This is a genomic window from Palleronia sp. (assembly GCF_042089775.1).
In the GTDB taxonomy this organism is placed as follows: domain Bacteria; phylum Pseudomonadota; class Alphaproteobacteria; order Rhodobacterales; family Rhodobacteraceae; genus Palleronia.
Map to the genome: position 1 here is coordinate 25,527 of NZ_JBELKF010000021.1, position 20,678 is coordinate 46,204.

At 66.6% G+C, this 20,678-nt stretch carries 27 protein-coding genes; 12 read left to right on the forward strand and 15 right to left on the reverse strand.

Translation table 11 applies throughout. The features are described 5' to 3' along the window. Position 1: 1 nt before the first annotated feature. Complete coding sequence (locus ACFDS3_RS07735) at positions 2-679, reverse strand: cell division ATP-binding protein FtsE (RefSeq protein ID WP_375261774.1); 678 nt, start codon at positions 677-679, stop codon at positions 2-4. A 148-nt stretch (positions 680-827) separates the two neighbouring features. Here ACFDS3_RS07735 and ACFDS3_RS07740 point away from each other — a divergent pair, with 148 nt between their 5' ends. Beyond that, on the forward strand, positions 828-1,658 hold the full coding sequence (locus ACFDS3_RS07740) for a zinc-ribbon domain-containing protein (protein ID WP_375261775.1): 831 nt from the start codon (positions 828-830) through the stop codon (positions 1,656-1,658). A 7-nt stretch (positions 1,659-1,665) separates the two neighbouring features. Here the strand turns inward: ACFDS3_RS07740 and glp are convergent, their stop codons facing one another. Genes glp through ACFDS3_RS07760 form a run of 4 tightly spaced genes read right to left on the reverse strand, consistent with a single transcriptional unit; the run spans position 1,666 to position 5,721 of the window. Beyond that, positions 1,666-3,762, reverse strand: a complete 2,097-nt coding sequence (glp, locus tag ACFDS3_RS07745) for a gephyrin-like molybdotransferase Glp (RefSeq protein ID WP_375261776.1) — start codon at positions 3,760-3,762, stop codon at positions 1,666-1,668. Continuing rightward, on the reverse strand, positions 3,759-4,253 hold the full coding sequence (gene mobB, locus ACFDS3_RS07750; RefSeq protein ID WP_375261777.1) for a molybdopterin-guanine dinucleotide biosynthesis protein B: 495 nt from the start codon (positions 4,251-4,253) through the stop codon (positions 3,759-3,761). The genes glp and mobB overlap by 4 nt, the downstream gene beginning before the upstream one ends. After that, a complete protein-coding gene (mobA, locus tag ACFDS3_RS07755) occupies positions 4,250-4,858 on the reverse strand; it encodes a molybdenum cofactor guanylyltransferase MobA (RefSeq protein WP_375261778.1) in 609 nt (202 codons plus the stop codon). The genes mobB and mobA overlap by 4 nt, the downstream gene beginning before the upstream one ends. Beyond that, a complete protein-coding gene (locus ACFDS3_RS07760) occupies positions 4,855-5,721 on the reverse strand; it encodes a formate dehydrogenase accessory sulfurtransferase FdhD (protein ID WP_375261779.1) in 867 nt (288 codons plus the stop codon). The genes mobA and ACFDS3_RS07760 overlap by 4 nt, the downstream gene beginning before the upstream one ends. Positions 5,722-5,778: 57 nt before the next feature. On the opposite strand from ACFDS3_RS07760, the gene ACFDS3_RS07765 reads away from it, so the two are divergent. Then, on the forward strand, positions 5,779-6,483 hold the full coding sequence (locus tag ACFDS3_RS07765) for an AzlC family ABC transporter permease (RefSeq protein ID WP_375261780.1): 705 nt from the start codon (positions 5,779-5,781) through the stop codon (positions 6,481-6,483). Beyond that, positions 6,480-6,806: an AzlD domain-containing protein gene (locus ACFDS3_RS07770; protein ID WP_375261781.1), complete on the forward strand. Its 327-nt coding sequence runs from the start codon at positions 6,480-6,482 to the stop codon at positions 6,804-6,806. The genes ACFDS3_RS07765 and ACFDS3_RS07770 overlap by 4 nt, the downstream gene beginning before the upstream one ends. Before the next feature lies 1 nt (position 6,807). Here ACFDS3_RS07770 and ACFDS3_RS07775 read toward each other — a convergent pair whose 3' ends face one another. From ACFDS3_RS07775 to pheS, 3 genes are read right to left on the reverse strand one after another with little or no spacing between them, the layout of a single operon-like run. Continuing rightward, positions 6,808-7,086, reverse strand: coding sequence for a YrhK family protein (locus ACFDS3_RS07775; RefSeq protein ID WP_375261782.1), 279 nt, complete (start codon positions 7,084-7,086; stop codon positions 6,808-6,810). Beyond that, entirely contained in the window at positions 7,083-7,601 is a 519-nt protein-coding gene (locus ACFDS3_RS07780) for a hypothetical protein (RefSeq protein ID WP_375261783.1), read from the reverse strand. The genes ACFDS3_RS07775 and ACFDS3_RS07780 overlap by 4 nt, the downstream gene beginning before the upstream one ends. 4 nt (positions 7,602-7,605) lie before the next feature. Then, on the reverse strand, positions 7,606-8,682 hold the full coding sequence (pheS, locus tag ACFDS3_RS07785) for a phenylalanine--tRNA ligase subunit alpha (RefSeq protein WP_375261784.1): 1,077 nt from the start codon (positions 8,680-8,682) through the stop codon (positions 7,606-7,608). A gap of 152 nt (positions 8,683-8,834) precedes the next feature. Between pheS and ACFDS3_RS07790 the strand changes: the two genes are divergently transcribed. Both ACFDS3_RS07790 and ACFDS3_RS07795 read left to right on the forward strand, forming a co-directional pair. After that, positions 8,835-9,572: a dienelactone hydrolase family protein gene (locus ACFDS3_RS07790; RefSeq protein WP_375261785.1), complete on the forward strand. Its 738-nt coding sequence runs from the start codon at positions 8,835-8,837 to the stop codon at positions 9,570-9,572. Then, complete coding sequence (locus ACFDS3_RS07795) at positions 9,565-10,014, forward strand: CYTH domain-containing protein (RefSeq protein ID WP_375261786.1); 450 nt, start codon at positions 9,565-9,567, stop codon at positions 10,012-10,014. The genes ACFDS3_RS07790 and ACFDS3_RS07795 overlap by 8 nt, the downstream gene beginning before the upstream one ends. On the opposite strand, the gene ACFDS3_RS07800 is transcribed toward ACFDS3_RS07795, so the two are convergent. The 5 genes from ACFDS3_RS07800 to pyk form a co-directional block, all read right to left on the reverse strand. Beyond that, positions 10,011-10,913, reverse strand: coding sequence for a CHAD domain-containing protein (locus ACFDS3_RS07800; protein ID WP_375261787.1), 903 nt, complete (start codon positions 10,911-10,913; stop codon positions 10,011-10,013). The genes ACFDS3_RS07795 and ACFDS3_RS07800 overlap by 4 nt on opposite strands. A 96-nt stretch (positions 10,914-11,009) precedes the next feature. Further along, complete coding sequence (gene rplT / locus ACFDS3_RS07805; protein ID WP_375261788.1) at positions 11,010-11,384, reverse strand: 50S ribosomal protein L20; 375 nt, start codon at positions 11,382-11,384, stop codon at positions 11,010-11,012. A 12-nt stretch (positions 11,385-11,396) separates the two neighbouring features. Next, entirely contained in the window at positions 11,397-11,597 is a 201-nt protein-coding gene (rpmI, locus tag ACFDS3_RS07810; protein ID WP_108893363.1) for a 50S ribosomal protein L35, read from the reverse strand. A 111-nt stretch (positions 11,598-11,708) separates the two neighbouring features. After that, entirely contained in the window at positions 11,709-11,975 is a 267-nt protein-coding gene (locus tag ACFDS3_RS07815; protein WP_375261789.1) for a hypothetical protein, read from the reverse strand. 10 nt (positions 11,976-11,985) lie between these two features. Then, positions 11,986-13,431 carry a pyruvate kinase gene (gene pyk / locus ACFDS3_RS07820; protein ID WP_375261790.1) on the reverse strand — a complete coding sequence of 482 codons (1,446 nt, stop codon included), beginning with the start codon at positions 13,429-13,431 and terminating at the stop codon, positions 11,986-11,988. A gap of 128 nt (positions 13,432-13,559) precedes the next feature. On the opposite strand from pyk, the gene ACFDS3_RS07825 reads away from it, so the two are divergent. From ACFDS3_RS07825 to ACFDS3_RS07835, 3 genes are read left to right on the forward strand one after another with little or no spacing between them, the layout of a single operon-like run. Further along, the gene (locus ACFDS3_RS07825) at positions 13,560-13,856 is read left to right on the forward strand and encodes a DUF1244 domain-containing protein (protein WP_375261791.1); all 297 of its coding nucleotides are present in this window, start codon (positions 13,560-13,562) and stop codon (positions 13,854-13,856) included. Further along, a complete protein-coding gene (locus ACFDS3_RS07830) occupies positions 13,856-14,449 on the forward strand; it encodes a DUF5671 domain-containing protein (RefSeq protein WP_375261792.1) in 594 nt (197 codons plus the stop codon). Before ACFDS3_RS07825 ends, ACFDS3_RS07830 begins: the two co-directional genes overlap by 1 nt. 3 nt (positions 14,450-14,452) lie before the next feature. Then, positions 14,453-14,698 (forward strand): hypothetical protein, encoded by a 246-nt coding sequence (locus ACFDS3_RS07835; RefSeq protein ID WP_375261793.1) that lies wholly within the window; start codon positions 14,453-14,455, stop codon positions 14,696-14,698. Positions 14,699-14,704: 6 nt separating this feature from the next. Here the strand turns inward: ACFDS3_RS07835 and ACFDS3_RS07840 are convergent, their stop codons facing one another. Both ACFDS3_RS07840 and ACFDS3_RS07845 read right to left on the reverse strand, forming a co-directional pair. Then, positions 14,705-16,153, reverse strand: coding sequence for a DUF2252 domain-containing protein (locus ACFDS3_RS07840; protein WP_375261794.1), 1,449 nt, complete (start codon positions 16,151-16,153; stop codon positions 14,705-14,707). A gap of 52 nt (positions 16,154-16,205) precedes the next feature. Then, a complete protein-coding gene (locus ACFDS3_RS07845) occupies positions 16,206-16,772 on the reverse strand; it encodes a DNA-3-methyladenine glycosylase I (RefSeq protein ID WP_375261795.1) in 567 nt (188 codons plus the stop codon). 83 nt (positions 16,773-16,855) lie between these two features. On the opposite strand from ACFDS3_RS07845, the gene ACFDS3_RS07850 reads away from it, so the two are divergent. From ACFDS3_RS07850 to ACFDS3_RS07865, 4 genes are all read left to right on the forward strand, one after another. Further along, positions 16,856-17,686, forward strand: a complete 831-nt coding sequence (locus tag ACFDS3_RS07850; protein ID WP_375261796.1) for an EAL domain-containing protein — start codon at positions 16,856-16,858, stop codon at positions 17,684-17,686. A gap of 86 nt (positions 17,687-17,772) precedes the next feature. After that, complete coding sequence (locus ACFDS3_RS07855) at positions 17,773-18,948, forward strand: acetyl-CoA C-acetyltransferase (protein ID WP_375261797.1); 1,176 nt, start codon at positions 17,773-17,775, stop codon at positions 18,946-18,948. Between the two features lie 39 nt (positions 18,949-18,987). Then, entirely contained in the window at positions 18,988-19,839 is an 852-nt protein-coding gene (locus ACFDS3_RS07860) for a patatin-like phospholipase family protein (RefSeq protein WP_375261798.1), read from the forward strand. A 21-nt stretch (positions 19,840-19,860) separates the two neighbouring features. Beyond that, on the forward strand, positions 19,861-20,583 hold the full coding sequence (locus ACFDS3_RS07865) for a beta-ketoacyl-ACP reductase (protein ID WP_375261799.1): 723 nt from the start codon (positions 19,861-19,863) through the stop codon (positions 20,581-20,583). Positions 20,584-20,678 lie beyond the last annotated feature (95 nt).

Genomic DNA, 20,678 nt, shown 5'->3' on the forward strand with positions numbered 1-20,678 from the left:
CTCAAAGGTCTGCACCCGCCATGTCGAGCTGCCCGCGCCGCAGCCGCATGACGCGCGCCTGCACCTGGCTTTTCGCCGCGCGGATCAGGTTCATGTCGTGCGTCGCGATCAGCACCGCCTTGCCCATGCGGTTTAGCTCGACCAGCAGGGTCAGGAGGCGCAGCGACATCTCCCAATCTACATTGCCGGTGGGCTCGTCGGCCAGGATCACGTCCGGGGACAGGATCAGCGCACGGGCCAGCGCGGCGCGCTGCTTTTCGCCGCCCGACAGCTCGGCCGGCAGGGCGTGGGCGCGCCGGGACAGGCCGACCCAGGCCAGAAGCTCGTCGATCTCTTCGGCGTGAAGGGCAGGGTCCTGGCCCGCCGTTGCCAGCGGCATCGCGACGTTGTCGCGCACGGACAGGTGTTCGAGGAACCCGCAGTCCTGGTGGACCATGCCCACGCGCCGGCGCAGCTTGGCGACGTCGTTGCGCCCCAGCCTGTCTGCCGGCACGCCGAACACGCTGATCGACCCGCGCGAGGGCGTCAGGTCCAGGTAGCACAGGCGCAGCAGCGTGGTCTTGCCTGCGCCGGATGGGCCGGTCAGGAAATGGAAGCTGCCGGGCGAAAGGGACAGGGTGATCCCGCTCAGAAGCGCGGTGCCGTCGTAGCCATATGTTATGTCGTCCAGCTCGATCACGGGCGCCTCATCAGCTAGCGACCGTTTTGCCGCACCGGGCGGGGCGATTCAATCGCGCAGGGTGGCAAAAGGGTTGCTTGGCTGCGCTCTATTGCTACCAAAGGGAAGATTACCAATAACAAGACCTTGAAGGGGCGGCCATCTGAACATGCGGATCATCTGTCCGAATTGTGCGGCCCAATACGAGGTCGATGCGACGCTGATCCCCCAGGAGGGCCGCGACGTGCAGTGCTCGGCCTGCGGGCACACCTGGATGCAATACGCCGACGGCACGGTCGAGGAGATCGCCGACGCATCGGACCCGGTGCCAGAGACCGCGACGCCCGAACCCGCTCCGCCCGCGGCCCCCCCGGAGACCGAGCCCGAACCCCTGCCGGTGGAGGCAGAGCCGGCTTCGGCGGAGGTGGACGAAGCCGACACCCCGGGCCCGCGCGGGCAACGCCGCGAGCTGGACGAGGACGCCCGGCAAATCCTGCGCGAGGAAGCGCAGCGCGAAGCGGCCCGCCGCCGGGCGCGGCGCGTTACCGGCATCGAGACGCAGCCCGACCTGGGGCTCGAGGACCAGCCCCCGAAGAGCCGCCCGCCAGAGCCCGAAACGAAGCCGGAGCCTGAGCCCGAGGTCCAGCCCGCTCCTGCCGAGGATGCCGTCCGGACGGTGCATCCCAGGCGCCCGGATCGTAGTGCCTTTCCGGATATCGAAGAGCTGAACTCGACCCTCACGGCCAGCGACTCAGGCGAAACCGAAGCCGATGACACCACGCGGTCCGGAGGCGGAGCGTTTCGCACCGGTTTCCTGCTGATGCTGTCGCTGGCGATCTTGATCATGGCGCTCTACCTCGCGGCGCCTCAGATTGCCGCGAGCGTGCCGGCGTTGCAGGCCGAGCTGGCGGCCTATGTCGGGGCGGTGAACGAGCTCCGCGCGGCGGTCGAAGGGCTGTTCCAGAACGCGGCCCAATGGATCGAGAGCCTGTCGGCCTGATCCGCGCCTAGACCAGTCCGAAGCCTGCATAGGGCAGGAAGCGCACCGGATCGCCGCGCATGATGGTCGCCGGCCCGTCGGGAAGCTCGACCAGCCCGTCCGCCCAGGAAAGACCCGAGACGCGCCCCGAACCTTCCGACGCGAAGGTCTCGACCCCCTCCGGCCCCAGACGGGCGCGCAGGTATTCGCGCCGGCCGGGCTTCTTGCGCTTCTCGAATGCGGCGGGGACGGTCATGACGAGCGGCTCGACCCAGCCACCGCCGGCCATCAGCGACAGCGCGGGGCGCGCGAAAATCAGGGCGCAGACGAAGCTGGCCACCGGGTTGCCCGGCAGGCCGAAGATCGGCACGCCGCCCCGCATCCCTAGCGCCAGCGGCCGCCCCGGCTTCAGCGCGATCCGCCACGAGGTCAGCGCACCCTCGTCCTGCAGCAGGGCCGAGACGTGATCCTCGTCGCCGGCCGAGGCACCGCCCGAGGTCAGGATGACGTCGGCCTGTGCCCCGTCGAGCCTGTCGCGCAGGGCGTCGCGGTCGTCCGCCACGTGACCGAGATCCACCGCCGCGTGACCCCAGCGCGCGGCGAGGGCCAAGAGCATCGGGCGATTTGCGTCGTAGGTTCGGGCCGGTTCCATGGTGCTGCCGGGCACGGCCAGCTCGTCCCCGGTGGACAGGACCCCGACGCGGAGCGGCCGGCGCACGCTGACCTCGCGCACACCGGCGGCGGCAAGCAGCGCAAGGTCGGGTGGCCGGAGCCACGCTCCCTCGGGCAGCAGGATGTCGCCCGCGTCCACATCCTCGCCTGCGCGGCGGGTGTTGGCGCGGGGCTTGACGGGGCCGTTGAAGGCGACGGAGGCGCCGTCGGTGCGGGTGTCTTCTTCGAGCACGACGGTGTCCACGCCGTCGGGCAGCAGCGCGCCGGTGAGGATGCGGACGGCTTGGCCGTGCGGCACGGTGCCTGCGAAGGGCGCTCCGGCGGCGGCGCGGCCGGGGGTGAGGGGCAGGGTCTGCGGGCCTTCGCCGGTCGCGGCATGGGCAAAACCGTAGCCATCGACGGCCGAGTTCGGCCCCGGCGGGTTGGCGCGGACAGCGATTGCGGGGGCGGCAAGGATGCGGCCGTCGGCTGTTGCAGCGGCGACGGTCTCGGGCGCCGTGACCGGACGCAGCCTGCCCTGCAGGAGGGAGAGCGCCTCGTCCACCGGCGTCCATTCGACCCCGGGCGGCAGGGCGAAGCAGTCGTTCGACAGGGGCGGCGGGGCAAGGGGCTGGTCCGCCAGTTCGACCAGACGCGCGCTGTGGCCTGTGCCGAGGATCCAGCCCTCCTCGGGGGCCTCTACGTCCATCATCGCGCCCAGTTCAGCGGCTGGCAGGCGCGACAGGGCGAGCGACAGGAGGCGCACCTGGTGGGTGTCGCGGATGCCGTCCCCGGCGGCCTTCACCGCCGGTTCGATCAGGCCCGGCCAGATCTCGGTCAGAACGGCGGGTGCGTCCTGCCACGGCTCGAAGGGCCACGCGGCGACGCCTTTGATGCGGCGCAGGCGCGAGAGCATCGGCAGGCCCATCAGCGCCTGACTGCCCACGGTGGGGTTGAAGAACAGCTGCCAGACGCTGGAGGAGGCTTTCGCGGCGAGGTCGCAGGCGCGCTTTTCGGCCATGCCGTGCCCGTCGCGGGCGGTGCCGCGATAGGGGAGGTCGGGCCAGTCGGCCTCGTTCGGCTTGCCCCAGAACGGGCCGGTGCCGGGGAACAGGCGGTTCAGTTCCGACGCAACGGCGAACCGGTTGTTGCGGCCCTTGGCGTCATCCTTGATCCGGGCAGCGAGCCAGTCCCAGAGGGCGAGCGTGTCGTCCCGGCCGGTGACGGCGCGGGCGAAGCCTTTCGGGTAGCCGAAAGGGAAGTCGAAGGCAGCCATGACGCGGCGGCCGGCGGCGACCTCGGTGCGCAGGGTGTCGGCCAGCCACGCCTCGGCCTTGTGGCGCGTGGGCATGTGGACAGGGGCCTCGGCCGCTCCGTTCCGCGCGATGCCGATCCAGATCGCGTCCTTTTCGGCGCGGCGGACGCCCTCGGCTGCGGACCAGTCCACGACGAGGATGGTGTCGTAGGGCCTCACAGCCCGACCTCGGCGGCGATGAAGTCGGCGATGGCGGCGGTATCGTCGAGGTCGAGGATCGGGCGGTCGTCGATCTCCGGTGTGCCCTTGGCGGCGACGGCGCGGATCGTGGGATCGTCGGGGGCGATCAGGGGGCGGCCCGTTTCGGTGCGCCAGGCCTCGACCTTGGGGTGACGGTCGCGCTTCCAACCCTCGACCAGGATCAGGTCGACCGGGGCCATCCGGGCCAGGAGGTCGGCGAGCGGGGGTTCCTCTACCTCGCCCAGCTCGGTCATCAGGGCCCAGCGGGTGCGCGAGGATAGCAGCACCTGGTGCGCGCCAGCCTCGCGGTGGCGGCGCGAATCCTTGCCCGGATGATCCACGTCGAAGCTGTGATGCGCGTGTTTCAGGGTCGAGACGGTCAGCCCGCGGCGCGTGAATTCGGCCACCAGACGCTCCATCAGACCGGTCTTGCCGGCGTTCTTCCAGCCGGTCACGCCGTAAAGCCTCATGCCATTCCTCGCGCCGCGTCGAGATCCTCGGGCGTGTTGACGTTGAAGAACGGGTCGCCCCGGTCGGTGGGGAAGGCAGCCAGCGCAGTGCCATGCCGCTCGGTCCAGAGGACGACCTTGCGGACACCGTCCTTCAGGGCATCGCGCAGGTCCTCGCGCAGGTCGACGGGCCAGAGGCCGCAGGTCGGGTGGCGGACGACGCCTCGCTCGGGGTCGGGAGTCGAGGCCAGCGCAATCGGCTTGCCCTGCGCTTCGGCTGCGAGCACCAGTTGCGGGACAAGATCGCCCGGCAGGAACGGCGTGTCGGCGGCGGCGGTGACGATGTGGGTGGCCCCCAGACGCGCGGCCCAGTCCATCCCCGCGAGCACGCCAGCCAGCGGGCCGGGGTGCCCCTCGATACTGTCGGGCAGGACGGTCAGTTGTAGGTCGGAAAATCGCGCCGGGTCGCCGTTTGCCGACAGCGCAAGGCGGGGCACCTGGGGCGAGAGGCGGTCGATCACCCGATCGAGGATAGAGCGGTCGCCCAGCATCATCCGCCCCTTGTCGCCCCCGCCCATGCGGGTCGCGCGTCCGCCCGCCAGGATGACGCCGTAGGGCGCGATCATGAGGCAGACCGCCGCTTGCGATCCTCGCCCGCGGCACCCGGTTCGGCGTCGCGGATCAGGCGGTCCTCTCCGGCGAGGCAGACGAAGCGTTCGCCACGCATCCGGCCAATCAGGGTCAGGTTCACCTGCCGCGCGATTTCGACTCCCCAGGCGGTGAAGCCCGAGCGCGAGACCAGCGCGGGAATGCCCATATGGGCGCACTTGATGACCATCTCGGACGTCAGGCGCCCCGTGGTGTACATGATCTTGTCGGCACCATCGGCCCCTTGCGAGACCATCCACCCGGCAATCTTGTCCACGGCATTGTGGCGGCCGACATCCTCCATGTAGACCAGCGGGCGGTCCTCTTGGCACAGCACGGTGCCGTGGATCGCACCGGCTTCGAGATACAGCGAGGGCGTCGTGTTGATCCGCTTGGCCAGCGCATAAAGCCAGCTTGTGCGCAGCTCGGCCTCGGGCAGGCGCAGGTTCTCCAGCCCCTCCATCATGTCGCCAAAGACGGTGCCGACCGCGCAGCCGCTGGTGCGCGTCTTCTTCTTCAGCTTTTCCTCGTGGCTGGTGGGCGTGTCGGTGCGGACCACGACGACCTCGAGATCCTCGTCGTAGTCCACGCCCGTCACCGTTTCGCCCTCGCGCAGCATTCCCTGATTCTTCAGGAACCCGAGCGCGAGATACTGGGGATAGTCGCCGATCGTCATGGCGGTGACGATCTCCTGCCCGTTGAGGTAGATCGTCAGGGGGCGCTCCTCAACCACGGGGATGGTCTGGGTCGCGCCGGTCTGATCGGTGCCGGTCACGGCGCGCGTCAGGCGCGGGGCGGCCGGGTCGGGGGCGATCAGATAAGTGGCATCACGAGATTGCATTTGCAGGCCGGTCCGGGCTGGGGCAGGTAGGCACGCGTCATACCGTAGAGCGCGACCATGCCGGCCTCCACCACGAAATCCGTTTTCCGTCAGGGGGTCGTTCAGGGCCTGCCCTTCATCCTGGTGATCGTGCCGTTCGGGCTGCTCTTCGGCGTCGTGGGCACCGAGGCCGGGCTGAACCTGGCCGAGGTCATGGGGTTTACCCTGCTGGTGGTCGCGGGGGCATCGCAGTTCACGGCCGTGTCGCTGATGGTCGACAACGCGCCGGTCTTCCTGATCCTGGCTGCTTCGCTGACCGTCAACCTGCGGATGGCGATGTATTCAGCCAGCCTCGTGCCCTATCTGGGCAATGCGCCGCTGTGGCAGCGGGCGCTGGTGGCGTATATGCAGGTCGACCAAGTCTATGCCGCATCCGCTGCGCGCTACGAGGCGCGGGACGAGCCGGTGGGCACCCGCATCGCCTTCTACTTTGGCGTCGCGGCACCCATCATGCCGCTCTGGGTCCTGTCGACATGGGTGGGTGCGGTGCTGGGCGCCAGCGTGCCGCCGGCCTTCGCGCTGGATTTCGCAATCCCGATCACGTTCCTGGCGCTGGTGGGGCCGATGCTGCGCACGGTTGCCCATGTGGCGGCGGCCGTCGTGTCGGCGGTTGTCGCGCTCAGCACCACGTGGATGCCGACGGGAACGGGCGTTCTGGTCGCGGCGGCCTGCGCCTGCGCCACCGGCGCGCTGGTCGAGGTCTGGATGGAGCGCCGCCGATGACCATGTCCACGGCCGAGATCTGGTTCATCATCGTCGTCCTCGGGGCCGCGACATACCTGCTGCGCTTCTCCTTCCTAGGGCTGCTGGGCGACCGCGAGATGCCCAGATGGGTCCTGCGGCTGCTGCGCTATACCCCAGTCGCAGTGTTCCCGGCGCTGGTCGCCCCCCTTGTCATGTGGCCTGCGGCGACGGGCGGCACATTCGACCCGGCGCGGGGGCTGGCGGCGATCGCCACGCTGGCGGTCGGCTATGTCATGCGCAGCGTTCTGTGGGGCATCCTTGCCGGGGGTGCGACGCTTTATCTGGGCCTGTGGCTGATCTGAGCTATTCGCGCTTTGCGAGGTCTTCCTCGTCGCCCATGGCGGCCAGCTTCAGTTCGCGCAGGAATCGGATCGTCGGCTTCACCCCGAACAGGACCGAGCCGACGACGAAGAACCAGATGGCGGTGGTCTCGAGGCTTTTCCAGAAGAACAGGATTGACCCTGCCAGAAACGCCATCGCGGCCGCGAAATCGACGCAGGTATAGGCAAGCTCGGTCACGGCATAAAGCCGCTTGGAGCGTTCAGAGTTCTGTCGGTTCTCGTGGCGGAAAAGCGATGTCACGGTCGCCTCATCTGCTTCAGGAATCCCGAGATAAACCTCTTCAGAGATTTCACGATCTCCCCGAAGCCATCTTGTTGAATCTCTAGTCGCATGGACTCGATCAAGTCATTGTGGGAGCCTTGAAGCTCATAGTACGCCGCCTTTGATTTCTCCGCTTTGTCGGACTCGTCGGCGCCGGGAAAGTTTGACTTCCAAGCGCGAAATCGTCGATCGAACTCGACCAGATGCACGCGTACTTCTGCAGTACATACGAGATATACTTCGTCACGTAGAGAATAGATTTTAGCTTCGTTGCTGCTCAACTGAAAGAATGCATCAAGCTGTGACTGCGAGTACTCAACCTCCTTGTAGGGTTGACTCAGCATATGCCCTTTAGATGCGCCGAGATAGCGTGCGTATATAGACCGTCTTTCTCGAATTAGCTCGGTTTGACGATCTATTCCCTTTTGCCAACGATAAACCACCGTTGCGACCAAGATCGTCACCAGACCTAAGAAAAACTGACCAAAGGTCAAGCTCTCACACCCCAGCCCTCAACGTCGGCACCTGAAGCGCCGAGAAGCCGTAGTGCCGCAGCCAGCGCAGGTCGCTGTCAAAGAAGGCGCGCAGGTCGGGGATGCCGTATTTCAGCATCGCGATCCGGTCGATCCCCATGCCGAACGCAAAGCCCTGCCATTGCGAGGGGTCGATGCCGCCGGCTTCCAGCACCTTGGGGTGCACCATGCCCGAGCCCAGAACTTCGAGCCAGCCGTCGCCCTCGCCGACCTTCACGGTGCCGCCTTCGAAGCTGCACTGGATGTCGACCTCGGCCGAAGGCTCGGTGAAGGGGAAGTGCGAGGCGCGGAAGCGGGTTTTCACCGACTTGCCGAAATAGGCCGAGAAGAACTCCTCCAGCACCCATTTCAGGTTCGCCATCGAGATGTCCTTGTCGATGGCCAGCCCCTCGATCTGGTGGAACATCGGGGTATGCGTCTGGTCGTAATCGGCGCGGTAGACGCGGCCGGGGCAGATGATGCGCAATGGCGCGCCCTGCGCCTGCATCGAGCGGATCTGCACGGGCGAGGTATGAGTGCGCAGCACGTGGGGCGGGCGGTCATCACCCTCGGCGCGGTGCATGTAGAACGTGTCCATCTCGCCCCGGGCGGGGTGATGGTCGGGGATGTTCAGGGCATCGAAGTTGTACCAGTCACTCTCGACCTGCGGACCTTCGGCGACGGCGAAGCCCATGTCGGCGAAGATCGCGGTGCATTCCTCCCAGACCTGGCTGACCGGGTGGATCGTGCCATCGGCGACGCCGCGCGGCCCGCGGCGCGAGGGCAGGGTGACGTCGAGCCATTCCTCGGACAGGCGCGCATCGAGCGCCGCGTCTTCCAGCGCCACCTTCTTCGCGGCGATGGCGGACGTGATCTCGTCCTTCAGCGCGTTGAGGCGCGGGCCTTCGGTCTGCCGTTCCTCGGGCGTCATCTGGCCGAGCTTGCGCATCTCCAGCGCAACCTCGCCCTTCTTGCCGATGGCGGCCAGACGCACCTCTTCGAGCGCGGCCTCGTCGCCGGCCTCGTTCACGCGGGTCAGGTACTTTGCGCGCAGGTCTTCCATGGCGGCCTCCATCCATCGTCGCGGGCGGTGCTAGCGCGCGCGGGGCGCAGTGGCAAGCTGCGGGCGCGTGTCGGGAAAATGATCGCCCGCGATCTTGCTAGGCGGCCCGCCCACGTCACCTTTTGCCCCAACCATCCAACCGGGAGACTGCCATGCGACTGACCGTCACGACCGCCGCCCTGGCCCTGGCCGCCACGGGTGCCCTTGCCGAAGAGGTGTCCTACGAATTCGAGGGGGTCCAGCACACCGGCTATTTCGCCGCCGCGGAGAGCGAAGCGCCGGGCCTCGTCCTGATCTTCCCGGACTGGGACGGTATCGACGACTACGAGGCTGGGCGGGCCGAACAGCTGACCGCGCTGGGCTACGACGCCTTCGTCGTCGACATGTATGGCGAGGACACGCCGGTCGGCACGGTCGAAGAGAACCGCGCCGCGACCTCCGAGCTGACGGAAGATCGCAAGAAGATGCGCCGTCTCATCCTTGCCGGCATCGACGTGGCGGAGGAACTGAGCGCCGCGCCGAACATGGTCGTGACGGGCTACTGCTTCGGCGGTGGCGTCGCGCTTGAGATGGCGCGGTCCGAGTTCGGCAACCAGGCCGCAGGATACACCGTATTCCACGGCACGCTGGCGACGCCCGAGGGGCAGGGCTATGACGGGGACGAGGTGCCGATCCAGATCCTGCACGGCGCAGCGGACGAGTCGCAGACGCTGGAGGACCTCTTTGCGCTGACCCGAGAGCTCGAGGACGCCGGCAACACCTATACGGTCGAGATCTACTCGAGCGCACCGCACGGCTTCACCGAGCCGAGCTCGGACAACTACCAGGAGCGCGCGGACCACGAGAGCTGGGAAGCCTTCACCGACTTCCTGGAGGAACGCATTGGCTGAAGAGATCGAGCGCAAGTTCCTCGTGACCGGTGACGGGTGGCAGGAGGGCGTGACCGAGCGGCGCGCCTTCCGCCAGTTCTATCTTGCGCGCAGCGACAGCGCGACGGTGCGGGTCAGGATCACGGATGACAGCTCGGCCCGGCTGACGGTCAAAGGCAATCGCGCCGGCGCCGCGCGGCCAGAATACGAGTGGGACATCCCCGTCGAGGACGCCCGCGAGATGGAGGCGCTCGCCGCCGGGCGGGTTCTGGTCAAGACGCGGCACGTGGTCCCCGCGGGCGCGCTGGCGTGGGAGGTCGACGTGTTCGACGACGGGCTGACCCTGGCCGAAATCGAAGTGCCCGACGCCGAAGCCAGTTTCGAGCGGCCGGACTGGCTGGGCGAAGAGGTCACGGACGACCCGTCCTATTACAACGCGGCGATGGCGCTGGAGCAGGGTTAGCTGCCGGCGGCCTTGCGCCAGACGGTCCAGTAGGTCGCCAGCCGGTCGGCCGCCACCTTTGGCGGCTCGACAAAGACGGCGCGGCCAAGGCGGAAAGCCTCGGCTTCGAGCATATCCTGCCGCGCCCGCATCAGCCCGCGGAAGGCGGTCAGCGCGTCGGCATCCGCGATCTCTCCGGCGGCTTCGAGCGCTTCGCCCATGACGTGGATGTCGTGGTGGTCGCCCAGCAGGTCGGCCAGCTCTTCCGCCGGTCCGACCTCGGCCTTCGCCACGGGTGACGTGTGTTTCAGCAGGCGCAGGTGGTACCAGTGATACTTGGCCCGCTTGCGCCATTCGTGCAGGTTTTCGCCGGTCGGGGTCTTGCGGGCGGCCTTCATGGCCGTGCAGCCACGGCCGTAGGTCTTTTGCACCCCCCCCGCGATGCTCTTGGCGCCGTTGGGATCGACCGTCCAGGTGCAGGCGCGCTCGCGCGCGTCACGGAACGCGTCGGCGGCCTCTTCCAGCCGCTCGCCCAGGTCGGGGGCGGATTCGACCTCTTGCGCGCGTTTCTCGAAATGGTTGCGGATGGATGAGAAGGCGTTGGCGTAGAGCTGGTTGTCGAACTGCGCCTTCAGGGCATCGCAGGTTTCGACCAGGGCGCGGGCATCGCGCACGTCGGCAAGGCCGTGGGCGGTGCTGCGGAACATGGCGTTTTCGCGCGAATAGTCGGCGAAACCGGGCCGTACCAGGCGGATGAGGCCGCGCAGCTTCTTGCAGCGCTTGCGGAGCTGGTGGATGCGCTCGGCCTCGGAAATTTCGGCCTCGGCCGCTTCGGCCAGGGCCGTGTCGATCTGGTCGAGCGCAACTCGCCGGACCGCGGCGGTCAGGCTGTCGTCGCTGATCTTGAATGAATACGCCATGTCCGACGAACGCAGGTGCCTTGAGCGCGTTCCCGGGGGCGCGGCATGAAAAAGGCCGCCCGAAGGCGGCCTTGTCCCTCGATCATGTGGGCCGGTTCAGGCGGCCTGCTTGTCCAGTGCGGTCTTGGCCTGGTCCACGATGGCGGCGAAGCCTTCGGGCTCGTGCACGGCGAGATCGGCGAGAACCTTGCGGTCAACCTCGATCCCGGCGAGCGACAGGCCGTTGATGAAGCGCGAATAGGTCAGCGATTCGTCATGCGCACGGACGGCGGCGTTGATCCGCTGAATCCAGAGCGCGCGGAAGTTGCGCTTGCGCTGCTTGCGGTCGCGGGTCGCGTACTGGTTGGCCTTGTCGACCGCCTGTGTGGCGGTGCGGAAGGCGTTCTTGCGACGGCCATAATAGCCTTTGGCGGCCTTGATGACCTTCTTGTGACGGGCGTGGGTGGTCGTTCCACCTTTGACTCGAGCCATGGGAGCGTCTCCTTACCGGTCGTAGGGCATGAATTGCTTGGCAAGCTTCTGGTCGGGCTTGCTGAGCACTCGGGTTCCACGGGCGTCACGAATGAAATCGTTGGACCGCTTGATCATGCCGTGCCGTTTGCCGGCCTGGCCGCCGACGACCTTGCCGGACGCCGTGACCTTGAAGCGCTTCTTGGCGCTCGACTTCGTCTTCATCTTGGGCATTTCCGTCTCCTGTTCAGAGGACAAGTTACGCAGACTCGGCAATGCCACACCGGCCGGCCCGCGCGCGAATAGGCGGCTCCATTACAGCCTGACCGGCCGCGACACAAGGGGTCAGCGGATCACGTCCGCCACGATCTGGATGAAGGCGCGGGCGACGCTGTCCACCGTCCAGGGTTCGGCATAAACCTCTTGTGTCCACCAGCCGCCAAGCGCTGCCGCCATAAGAAGCAGAGCGCCGACGTAAGGCGGCCGCCGGTCGGCATGGGCCGCGGCGAGCGCGGCAAGCGATAGCAGGAACAGCAGGACCGTCCCCGCAATCGCGACCTCGCGCGCCACCGAAAGCGGAAGCGCGGGCAGGGATGCGGTGATGCGGTCCATCCGGGCCTGCTCAGCCCGGATCGGTGGCGTAGATCAGGCGCTCTTCGCAGGGAGCCACGCGCAGGATGTTGGTGGTGCCCGACTGGCCGAAGGGCACGCCTGCGGTCACAACGATCTGGTCGGTGGTCTCGGCCATGCCTTCGGTGCGGGCGGCGCGGGCGGCGTTGATGACGGCCTCCTTGAAGCGCGTCACCTCGCCGGTGCGGACGCAGTGCATCCCCCACGACAGGCAGAGCCGCCGTGCCGTCCCCGTCATCGAGGTCAGCGCAATGATCGGCACCTGCGGCCGCTCCCGCGCCACCAGCAGGGCGGTGGTGCCAGACTGCGTGTAACAGCAAATTGCCTTGATGTTCGTCGTCTCGGCAATCTCGCGCGCGGCCGAGACGATGGCATCGGCCACGGTCTGCTTCTCGCCACCGCGACTCGCGTTGATCACGTCGCGATAGGTCGGGTCGCTCTCGACCTCGATGGCGACCGCGTTCATGGTCGAGACAGCCTCGATAGGGTAATCGCCGGCGGCCGACTCCGCCGAGAGCATGACCGCGTCGGCGCCTTCGTAGATGGCGTTGGCGACGTCCGAGACCTCGGCCCGCGTGGGCACGGGGCTTTCGATCATCGATTCCAGCATCTGCGTCGCGACGATCACTGGCTTGGCGGCGGCGCGGCACTTGCGGGTCAGGCGCTTCTGGATCGGCGGCACGTTCTGCACCGGCAGTTCGACGCCGAGGTCGCCGCGCGCGACCATGATCCCGTCCGAAGCCTCGAGGATCGCCGCGAAATTCTTGACCGCAAGGGGCTTCTCGATCTTCGACAGGATCGCGGCGCGACCTCGGGCAAGCTCGCGCGCCTCTTCGACGTCGCGGGGGCGCTGGACGAAGGACAGTGCCAGCCAGTCCACGCCAAGCGCGCAGACATATTCAAGGTCGGCGCGGTCCTTGGGGCTGAGCGCGGCGAGGGGCAGTTCCACGTCGGGCACGTTCACGCCCTTGCGGTTCGAGATCGTGCCGCCAACGATCACTTCGCAATTCGCGTAGTCGGCACCGTAATCGATGACCTTGAGGCGGATCTTGCCGTCATTCACCAGAAGGCTCGCACCCGGCTCAAGCGCCTGAAAGATCTCGGGGTGGGGCAGTTGCACGCGCGTGAGGTCGCCTTCGGCCTCGTCCAGGTCGAGGCGGAACGCCTGGCCCGGGATCAGTTCTTCGGCGCCGTTGCGGAACACGCCGACGCGCAGCTTGGGCCCCTGAAGGTCGGCCAGGATGGCGATTGGGCGGCCGAGATCCTCTTCTACCTGACGGATGATCTTGTGGCGTGCACCGATCTCTTCGTGGCTGCCGTGGCTCATGTTCAGGCGGAACACGTCGGCGCCGGCCTCGAACAGGGCGCGGATGGTGGCGTAGTCCGAGGATGCCGGGCCGAGGGTGGCCACGATCTTGATCTTGCGCATGCGTCGCATTGTGGGCTCCCGTTAGCGTCGGACGTGCTTATGGGACAAAGCCGGTCGTCTGACAACAAGGCGGACGTCTCGCCTTGATCTTTCCCCGGGCGCTGCACAGCTTTCGGGCAGACAAGGGGAGATCATTCATGGACGACGCCACGCGCACCGAACTCGAAGCTGCGGCATTCCGCCGCCTGCGTGACCATCTGCAGACCCGGACCGACGTGCAGAACATCGACATGATGAACCTCGCTGGGTTCTGCCGGAACTGCCTGAGCCGCTGGTACCAGGAAGCCGCCGCCGAGCGCGGGATCGAGATGGGCAAGGAGGACGCGCGCGAGTCGTTCTACGGGATGCCCTACGAGGATTGGCGCGCACAGCATCAGACCGAGGCGAGCGACGCCCAGAAGACCGCGTTCGAGACGTCGTCGAAAAGCCATTGATGCGCCCGCGCGCGGATCTTGTGCAATTCGTCCGCGATGCACTGACCGCGGGGCGGGGACGTGCCGAGATCCGGCAGGCCATCCTTGGCGCCGGCTGGCGGGATCGGGATGCCGACCGTGCGCTGGGGGCGTTCGACGAGGCGGACTTCCTTCCGCCCGTCCCGCGGCCGCACGGTTTCGTGTCGGCGCGCGATGCGGTGATTTACGGGCTCGGGTTCTTTGCCTTGTGCGTCGTGGTGGTCTGCTTCGTCTCGCTTCTGTTCGACGCGATCGAGGCGCTGACCGCGCCAATGCCGCGCGGCGGGATCGAGGGGCAGGCGTGGCGAATTGCGGCGCTGGTGGTGTTCGCGCCGCTTTTTGCCGTGACGGACTGGCGAGCGGACCGTGAAAGCCCGGTGCGCAAGGTCTGCGCCTATGCCGCGCTGTTCTTCGCGGCGCTGGTGATCCTGTTCACCCTTGTCAGCGTGATCGCGCTGGGGCTTTCGGGCGGCCTCACCGTGGCACTGGGCGCGAAGTCTCTTGTCGTGGCGGGAACGGCCGGGGGAATACTCGCGTATTACCGCACTGATTTCCGCGCTGACAGGGAGGGTTGAGCGATGCGCATGGTATTCATCCTGGGAGTCGCCCTGTCGCTGTCGGCCTGCGTGCCGGCACAGCCCCCGCTGGAAGAGCGGGTCGCGGTGGGTGCACGCCACTACGGCGTCGACGTGGCGCCCGAGGATCTGACCTTCGACCAGACCGCGGCGATGAGCCTGACGCTCGATCAGGCGCGCAAGATGGGATACCTCGACACGCGGCGCCGGCTGCGGGCGATCCTGCGCAACCCCGACTTCGCGGACTAGGGCCGGCTAGCGGTAGACCATGTCGATGCGGTCATAGGCGCCAAGCTCGAAGTCTTCGATGAACTCGAGGTGGTCGCGCTTGATCCGGTCGGCGCTTTCGACGGTGAACCGCAGGATGTCCTCGAGGAACAGCTTGCGCGGCTTGCAGGCGGCCATGATCGAGGGCTCCACGTCGTAGTCGACCTGTCCAAGGTCGTCCGACAAGGCGTGCGCCTGCGCGAGCGCCTGGCCGCAAACATGGGCATATGCGCGCCAGGTCTTCTTCGACAGCTCGTCGAGATCGATATCGTCCCGGAATGGCGCGCGCTCGCGGCTCATGTAGCTTTCGCCATCTATCTCGACGGCGCCGTAGAAGATGTCTCCGTGGGCGAGCTGCACCGACTGCCCGTGGGCGATGCGTTCGGCCTCGCTTCCTGCGCTGAAGTCCGAGGGCGGCGTCAGCCCTTCCAAGGCCGAGTGACGCGCCTTCTTGAACTCGATGATAAGGTCGTCCGTCGCATTCTTCGACGGCCCTTCGATCAGCACGTAATACCGTGGCAGTCCCAGCGACGCAGTGCCTTGCCCGTGACGCACGCAGACATCCTTGACCTTCAACTCGCCCGCGCGACCGGGCGTCTTGATGTCCTTCTGCTTGGCCAGGTCATCCACCGCCTTCTGGAACTTGTCCTTTTGCGAAGAGATCGGCTCGAGCTCGTCATCGGACCGGAAACCTCGGCCGTTGGGCTTGAGGTAATCCGCCCACAGCCAGTCCTCGCGCTCTTTCCAGGCTTGCTCGAACAGTCGCTGCAAGACCTTGGGCGAGTTGTCCGGCCGGAACGTATCGCCCTTCTCGGTCTCGCTTTCGGCGAACTGTTCCATGCCGGTCAGGTAGCCATCGACAAAGGCGCGCACGATCTTGCGGCGCTGCTTCCGGCTCAGGTCGCCCTCTTCCTTGGCCGCGATCCAGAAGCCGACCGCGCCCCGTTTGATGTCCCAGGTGAAGGGGGCATAGATCGCCTCGTCGAAATCGTTGACAGAGAAGATCGGCACGCCCTCCTTGTTGGGCATCACGCCGAAATTCTCGGGATGCACATCGCCAAGCGCCAGGACCGAGGGCATGTGCGAATCGGCGCCGACCATATCGCGGTAGAACAGGAGCGCCGTGCCGCGGAAGAAGCTGTAGCGCGAGTTGGCGAGCTTTTCGAACTTCTCCCGGGCGCCGGCGGCCTTCTGCTCGATCCGGGTCTGGTGGTCTTCGCGCAGGGTCGAGCGGACGTGATGGCGCCGGGCGATGCCGGTCAGGTGCGCGGGAGGGATGATCTGCTCGCCGCCGGCGATCTTCTTGGCGAGCTCTCGGAACGATTCGATGCGACCGGATGCCTTCACCACCGGCTCGACCGTGGCGGCCTCTTCCTTGGCCTTGGCGGCCTGTGACTTCCCCGAGGCCTTCTTCTGCTGCGTCTTTTGCGTCGCCATTATGCTCTCCGTGTGATCGAGAGCAACGTCGCGCGCGGGACGCCCGTTCCCCTCAGGCCATGCGCGCGACGGGCTCGTGCCGAATGCAGCCCGTCAGGTGGTCGTTCACCAGGCCGCACGCCTCCATCCAGGCGTAGACGATGGTCGGCCCGCAAAAGCGGAACCCTCGCGCCTTGAGTGCCTTCGACAGCGCGGTCGAGGTCGGCGTCGCCGTGGGCACCTCTGCCATGGTCGCGAAGGCGGTCTGTACCGGCGCGCCACCAACATGGCCCCAGACAAGCTCGGCAAACCCTTCATTTAGCTCAATAAGTGCACGCGCATTTCCGATCGTTGCCTGAATCTTGCCACGATGTCGGACGATACCGTCATTGCGCAGAAGGCGCTCGACCTCGGCATCGCCCCATCCGGCGATCCGCTCGGGGTTGAACCCGTCGAAGGCTTCGCGGAAGGCATCGCGCTTTCTCAGGATGGTGATCCACGACAGGCCGGCTTGAAACCCGTCCAGGATCAGCTTTTCCCACAAGGCGCGCGAATCGTGTTCGGGAACGCCCCATTCCGTGTCGTGGTACGCGACGTAGATCGGGTCGGTTCCGCACCAGGGGCAACGTGTCGTCGTCATCGGTCCTCAGCCTGTCGATACCGTTTTACTCGATCTTAGAACATGCGGGGTAGGAACGGAACGGGTACTGGGGATGGTGGAACATGGTTTGGGTAACCGACGAGATCGTGGAAAAGAATCACGCACCTGATCCGCTCAGCTATGCGGTCGCGGAACGGGACAGGCAGGTGCTGCAGATGGTCGAGCAGGCGCTCGACACGGACAACGTCGTTCTCGCCTACCAGCCCGTGGTGGCAGCCGGGGGCGGGAAGCCTGTCTTTTTCGAGGGGCTGCTTCGCGTTCTCGACCCGACGGGGCGGATCATTCCGGCGCGGGATTTCATCGCCGAGGTCGAAGCGACCGAGACGGGGCGGCGCCTCGATGCGCTCGCCCTGAAGCGCGGGATCGACGCCTTGCTGGAGCGGCCCGAACTGCGCCTGGCAATCAACCTGTCTGCCCGCTCGATGGACTATCCGCTGTGGATGAAGACGCTCGAAGCTGGCCTTGCGGCCGATCCTCTGATCGCCGAGCGCCTGATTCTCGAGATCACCGAGAGCACGGCGATCACCATGCCGAAGCTGGTCAGCCGCTTTATCTATGACCTTCAGATGCGCGGGATCTGCTTTGCGATCGACGATTTCGGATCGGGCTACACCTCGATGCGCTACCTCAAGGATTTCTGCTGCGACATCATGAAGATAGATGGCGAGTTCTGCCGGGGTGTCGCGTCCCAGCCCGACAATCGGGCTTTGGTCTCGGCCATGGTGTCCATCGCGCGTCATTTCGACATGGTCACGGTGGCAGAATGCGTCGAAACGGCCGAGGACGCGCGCGTGCTGGTCGAGATCGGCGTCGATTGCCTGCAGGGCTACCTGTTCGGGGCGCCGGCCATACGCCCGGGCTTCGTGCCCTGCGTCATGCCGCACGCGGGGTAATTCTGACCGGTAGCATTCCCTCGCGTGGCTCGTATACTGTGCACCAACGCATGCGCGCACCAACAGACCACTTCCGGGGGAACACCATGACTAATGTCGTCATCGCTTCGGCGGCCCGTACTGCCGTCGGCACTTTCAACGGCTCTTTTGCCGACACGCCGGCTCACGATTTGGGCGCGCATGTGCTGAAAGCCGTCGTCGAACGCGCCGGTGTCGATCCGTCGGCCGTGAGCGAGACGATTCTCGGGCAGGTACTGACCGCGGGACAGGGGCAGAACCCGGCCCGCCAGGCGCACATCAATGCGGGCCTGCCGATCGAGTCGGCCGCCTGGAGCATCAACCAGGTCTGCGGATCGGGCCTCAGGGCCGTGGCGCTTGCCGCGCAGCACATCCAGTTGGGCGATGCCCGGATCGTGGCCGCCGGCGGGCAGGAGAACATGTCCATGGCGCCGCACGTGGCCAACCTGCGCAAGGGTCACAAGATGGGCGACGTCAAGTTCATCGACACGATGATCCGGGATGGCCTCTGGGATGCCTTCAACGGCTATCACATGGGCCAGACGGCCGAGAACGTCGCCGAACAGTGGCAGATCAGCCGTGAAGAGCAGGACGAATTCGCGGCCCGCTCGCAGACCAAGGCCGAGAAGGCGCGCGCCGAGGGGCGCTTCCAGGACGAGATCGTTCCCTTCACGATCGAAACCCGGAAGGGCGACATCGTCGTGGACCGCGACGAGCACATCCGCGAGGGCGCCACGGCCGAGGGCATGGCCAAGCTGCGCCCGGTCTTCGCCAAGGACGGCTCCGTCACGGCGGGCAATGCCAGTGGCATCAATGACGGCGCGGCCGTCGCCCTGCTGATGTCGGCCGACGAGGCCGAAGCGCAGGGCATCGAACCCTTGGCCCGGATCGTGAGCTACGCGACTGTCGGCCTCGACCCGTCGATCATGGGCACCGGACCCATCGGGGCTAGCCGCAAGGCGCTGGAAAAGGCGGGCTGGAAACCGGGTGACCTGGACCTCGTCGAGGCGAACGAGGCCTTCGCCGCGCAGGCCTGCGCCGTAAACAAGGAGATGGGCTGGGACCCCGAAATCGTGAACGTCAACGGCGGCGCGATCGCGATCGGCCATCCGATCGGCGCGAGTGGTGCGCGTATTTTGAACACCCTCCTGTTCGAGATGAAGCGTCGGGGCGCCAATAAGGGCCTCGCCACGCTCTGCATCGGTGGCGGCATGGGCGTCGCCATGTGCCTCGAACGTCCCTGACGGAAGCGGCCGCGCGAGGTGTTCGCGCGGCCACCGGACATGGCCGACACCGTCTTCGATCAACTCATCTTCTCGGGTGGCGGCACGCGCTGCATGTGGCAGGGCGGTTTCATGGAAGTCCTGCGCCACGAGATCCCGATCAACCCGGCGCGGGTCACCGGCGTCTCTGGCGGCGCCTGCTCGGCCTGCGGCTTCATCACGCATCGCGGCACGTTCGTTCGGGACGTCTTCATTGAAAAATTCGAGAAGTACGACCGCAATGTCCCGCTGCACGAGCCCTTTGACGACGGGGACGGATACTCGCCTCACCAGCGGATCTATCGCGAGGTTATCACGGCCTGCTTCGGCGATCCCGAGGCCATCGAAGCGATCGCGAAAGGCCCTCAGTTCGAGGTCCTGATCGCCCGTCCGCCCGACCGCACCTGGCCAAAGCTGAGCGGCGCGGCGATGACGCTGCTGTACGAGGCCGACAGCACCGTCCGGTCGAACCCGCATCTGACCTGGCCTCAAGCCGCCGGCCTGAAGGGCGAGATGGTGGACGCACGGGCCGCCGCGCGCGATGGACATGTCCTGGACCTGATCTGTGCCGCGGCCACGATCCCGCCGGCGTTCGAACCGCCGCTCTGGGATGGCAAGCCCGCGGTCGATGCGGGGATGGTGGATCAGGCGCCTTTGCCGTCCGGAAATTCCGGACGCTCGCTTGTGCTGTTGACCAAAGCGTTCAACCATATCCCGGAGGAAGACGGGGTGATCTTCGTCCAGCCGTCAGAGGAGGTGCCGGCCGACAAGATCGACTTTACCGATCCTCAGAAGCTGCGCGACACTTGGGCGCTGGGTGAGGAGGACGCCCGGAACTTCCTGCGCAACATCGGGGACATTTTTGAAGTTTGAATTTCAGAGGAGGAGACGGATATGGGACGGGTAGCGATCGTGACCGGAGGCAGTCGCGGCATCGGCGCGTCGATCTCTCGGGCGCTGAAGGAGGCGGGGCACGAGGTGGCCGCGACCTATGGAGGCAATGACGAAGCGGCGAAGGCATTCACCGACGAGACCGGCATCCGCACGTTCAAGTTCGATGTCGGCAACTACGAGGCCTGCAAGTCCGGCGTTGGCGAGGTGGAAGGGGCGCTTGGCCCGGTGGAGATCCTCGTCAACAACGCCGGGATCACGCGGGACGCGCCTTTCCACAAGATGACGCCACAGCAATGGTCCGAGGTGCTCGACACGAACCTCACCGGCGTCTTCAACATGACGCACAACGTCTGGGACGGCATGCGCGAACGAGGCTTCGGCCGGGTCATCAACATCAGTTCGATCAACGGCCAGAAGGGGCAGTTCGGGCAGGTGAACTATGCCGCCGCCAAGGCCGGTGACATCGGCTTCACCAAAGCCCTCTCGCTGGAGGGGGCGCGCAAGGGGATCACGGTGAACGTGGTCTGCCCGGGCTACATAGCGACGGACATGGTCAAGGCGGTGCCGGAAAAGGTGCGCGAGCAGATCGTTGCCCAGATCCCCGTCGGGCGCCTGGGAGAGCCGGACGAAATTGCGCGGTGCGTGACATTCCTGGCTTCGGATGATTCAGGCTTCATCACCGGCGCGACGCTGACGGCGAATGGCGGGCAGTACCTCGCCTGAGGTGCCGCACCGCGCCAAGGGAAAAGGACGGCCCGCGGGGCCAGCCCCTGACGCCAAATGTTGGCAAAGTTCTTCGGTTGGCCGCATCGCGGCCA

Bases quoted from the DNA above. Each gene is read 5' to 3' on its own strand.
- ACFDS3_RS07740 (WP_375261775.1), top strand. From the start codon at position 828: ATGCGGATCATCTGTCCGAATTGTGCGGCCCAATACGAGGTCGATGCG.
- mobB (WP_375261777.1), bottom strand. From the start codon at position 4,253: ATGAGGCTTTACGGCGTGACCGGCTGGAAGAACGCCGGCAAGACCGGT.
- mobA (WP_375261778.1), bottom strand. From the start codon at position 4,858: ATGATCGCGCCCTACGGCGTCATCCTGGCGGGCGGACGCGCGACCCGC.
- ACFDS3_RS07760 (WP_375261779.1), bottom strand. From the start codon at position 5,721: ATGCAATCTCGTGATGCCACTTATCTGATCGCCCCCGACCCGGCCGCC.
- ACFDS3_RS07765 (WP_375261780.1), top strand. From the start codon at position 5,779: ATGCCGGCCTCCACCACGAAATCCGTTTTCCGTCAGGGGGTCGTTCAG.
- ACFDS3_RS07770 (WP_375261781.1), top strand. From the start codon at position 6,480: ATGACCATGTCCACGGCCGAGATCTGGTTCATCATCGTCGTCCTCGGG.
- pheS (WP_375261784.1), bottom strand. From the start codon at position 8,682: ATGGAAGACCTGCGCGCAAAGTACCTGACCCGCGTGAACGAGGCCGGC.
- ACFDS3_RS07790 (WP_375261785.1), top strand. From the start codon at position 8,835: ATGCGACTGACCGTCACGACCGCCGCCCTGGCCCTGGCCGCCACGGGT.
- ACFDS3_RS07800 (WP_375261787.1), bottom strand. From the start codon at position 10,913: ATGGCGTATTCATTCAAGATCAGCGACGACAGCCTGACCGCCGCGGTC.
- rplT (WP_375261788.1), bottom strand. From the start codon at position 11,384: ATGGCTCGAGTCAAAGGTGGAACGACCACCCACGCCCGTCACAAGAAG.
- rpmI (WP_108893363.1), bottom strand. From the start codon at position 11,597: ATGCCCAAGATGAAGACGAAGTCGAGCGCCAAGAAGCGCTTCAAGGTC.
- ACFDS3_RS07815 (WP_375261789.1), bottom strand. From the start codon at position 11,975: ATGGACCGCATCACCGCATCCCTGCCCGCGCTTCCGCTTTCGGTGGCG.
- pyk (WP_375261790.1), bottom strand. From the start codon at position 13,431: ATGCGACGCATGCGCAAGATCAAGATCGTGGCCACCCTCGGCCCGGCA.
- ACFDS3_RS07825 (WP_375261791.1), top strand. From the start codon at position 13,560: ATGGACGACGCCACGCGCACCGAACTCGAAGCTGCGGCATTCCGCCGC.
- ACFDS3_RS07830 (WP_375261792.1), top strand. From the start codon at position 13,856: ATGCGCCCGCGCGCGGATCTTGTGCAATTCGTCCGCGATGCACTGACC.
- ACFDS3_RS07835 (WP_375261793.1), top strand. From the start codon at position 14,453: ATGCGCATGGTATTCATCCTGGGAGTCGCCCTGTCGCTGTCGGCCTGC.
- ACFDS3_RS07840 (WP_375261794.1), bottom strand. From the start codon at position 16,153: ATGGCGACGCAAAAGACGCAGCAGAAGAAGGCCTCGGGGAAGTCACAG.
- ACFDS3_RS07845 (WP_375261795.1), bottom strand. From the start codon at position 16,772: ATGACGACGACACGTTGCCCCTGGTGCGGAACCGACCCGATCTACGTC.
- ACFDS3_RS07850 (WP_375261796.1), top strand. From the start codon at position 16,856: ATGGTTTGGGTAACCGACGAGATCGTGGAAAAGAATCACGCACCTGAT.
- ACFDS3_RS07855 (WP_375261797.1), top strand. From the start codon at position 17,773: ATGACTAATGTCGTCATCGCTTCGGCGGCCCGTACTGCCGTCGGCACT.
- ACFDS3_RS07860 (WP_375261798.1), top strand. From the start codon at position 18,988: ATGGCCGACACCGTCTTCGATCAACTCATCTTCTCGGGTGGCGGCACG.
- ACFDS3_RS07865 (WP_375261799.1), top strand. From the start codon at position 19,861: ATGGGACGGGTAGCGATCGTGACCGGAGGCAGTCGCGGCATCGGCGCG.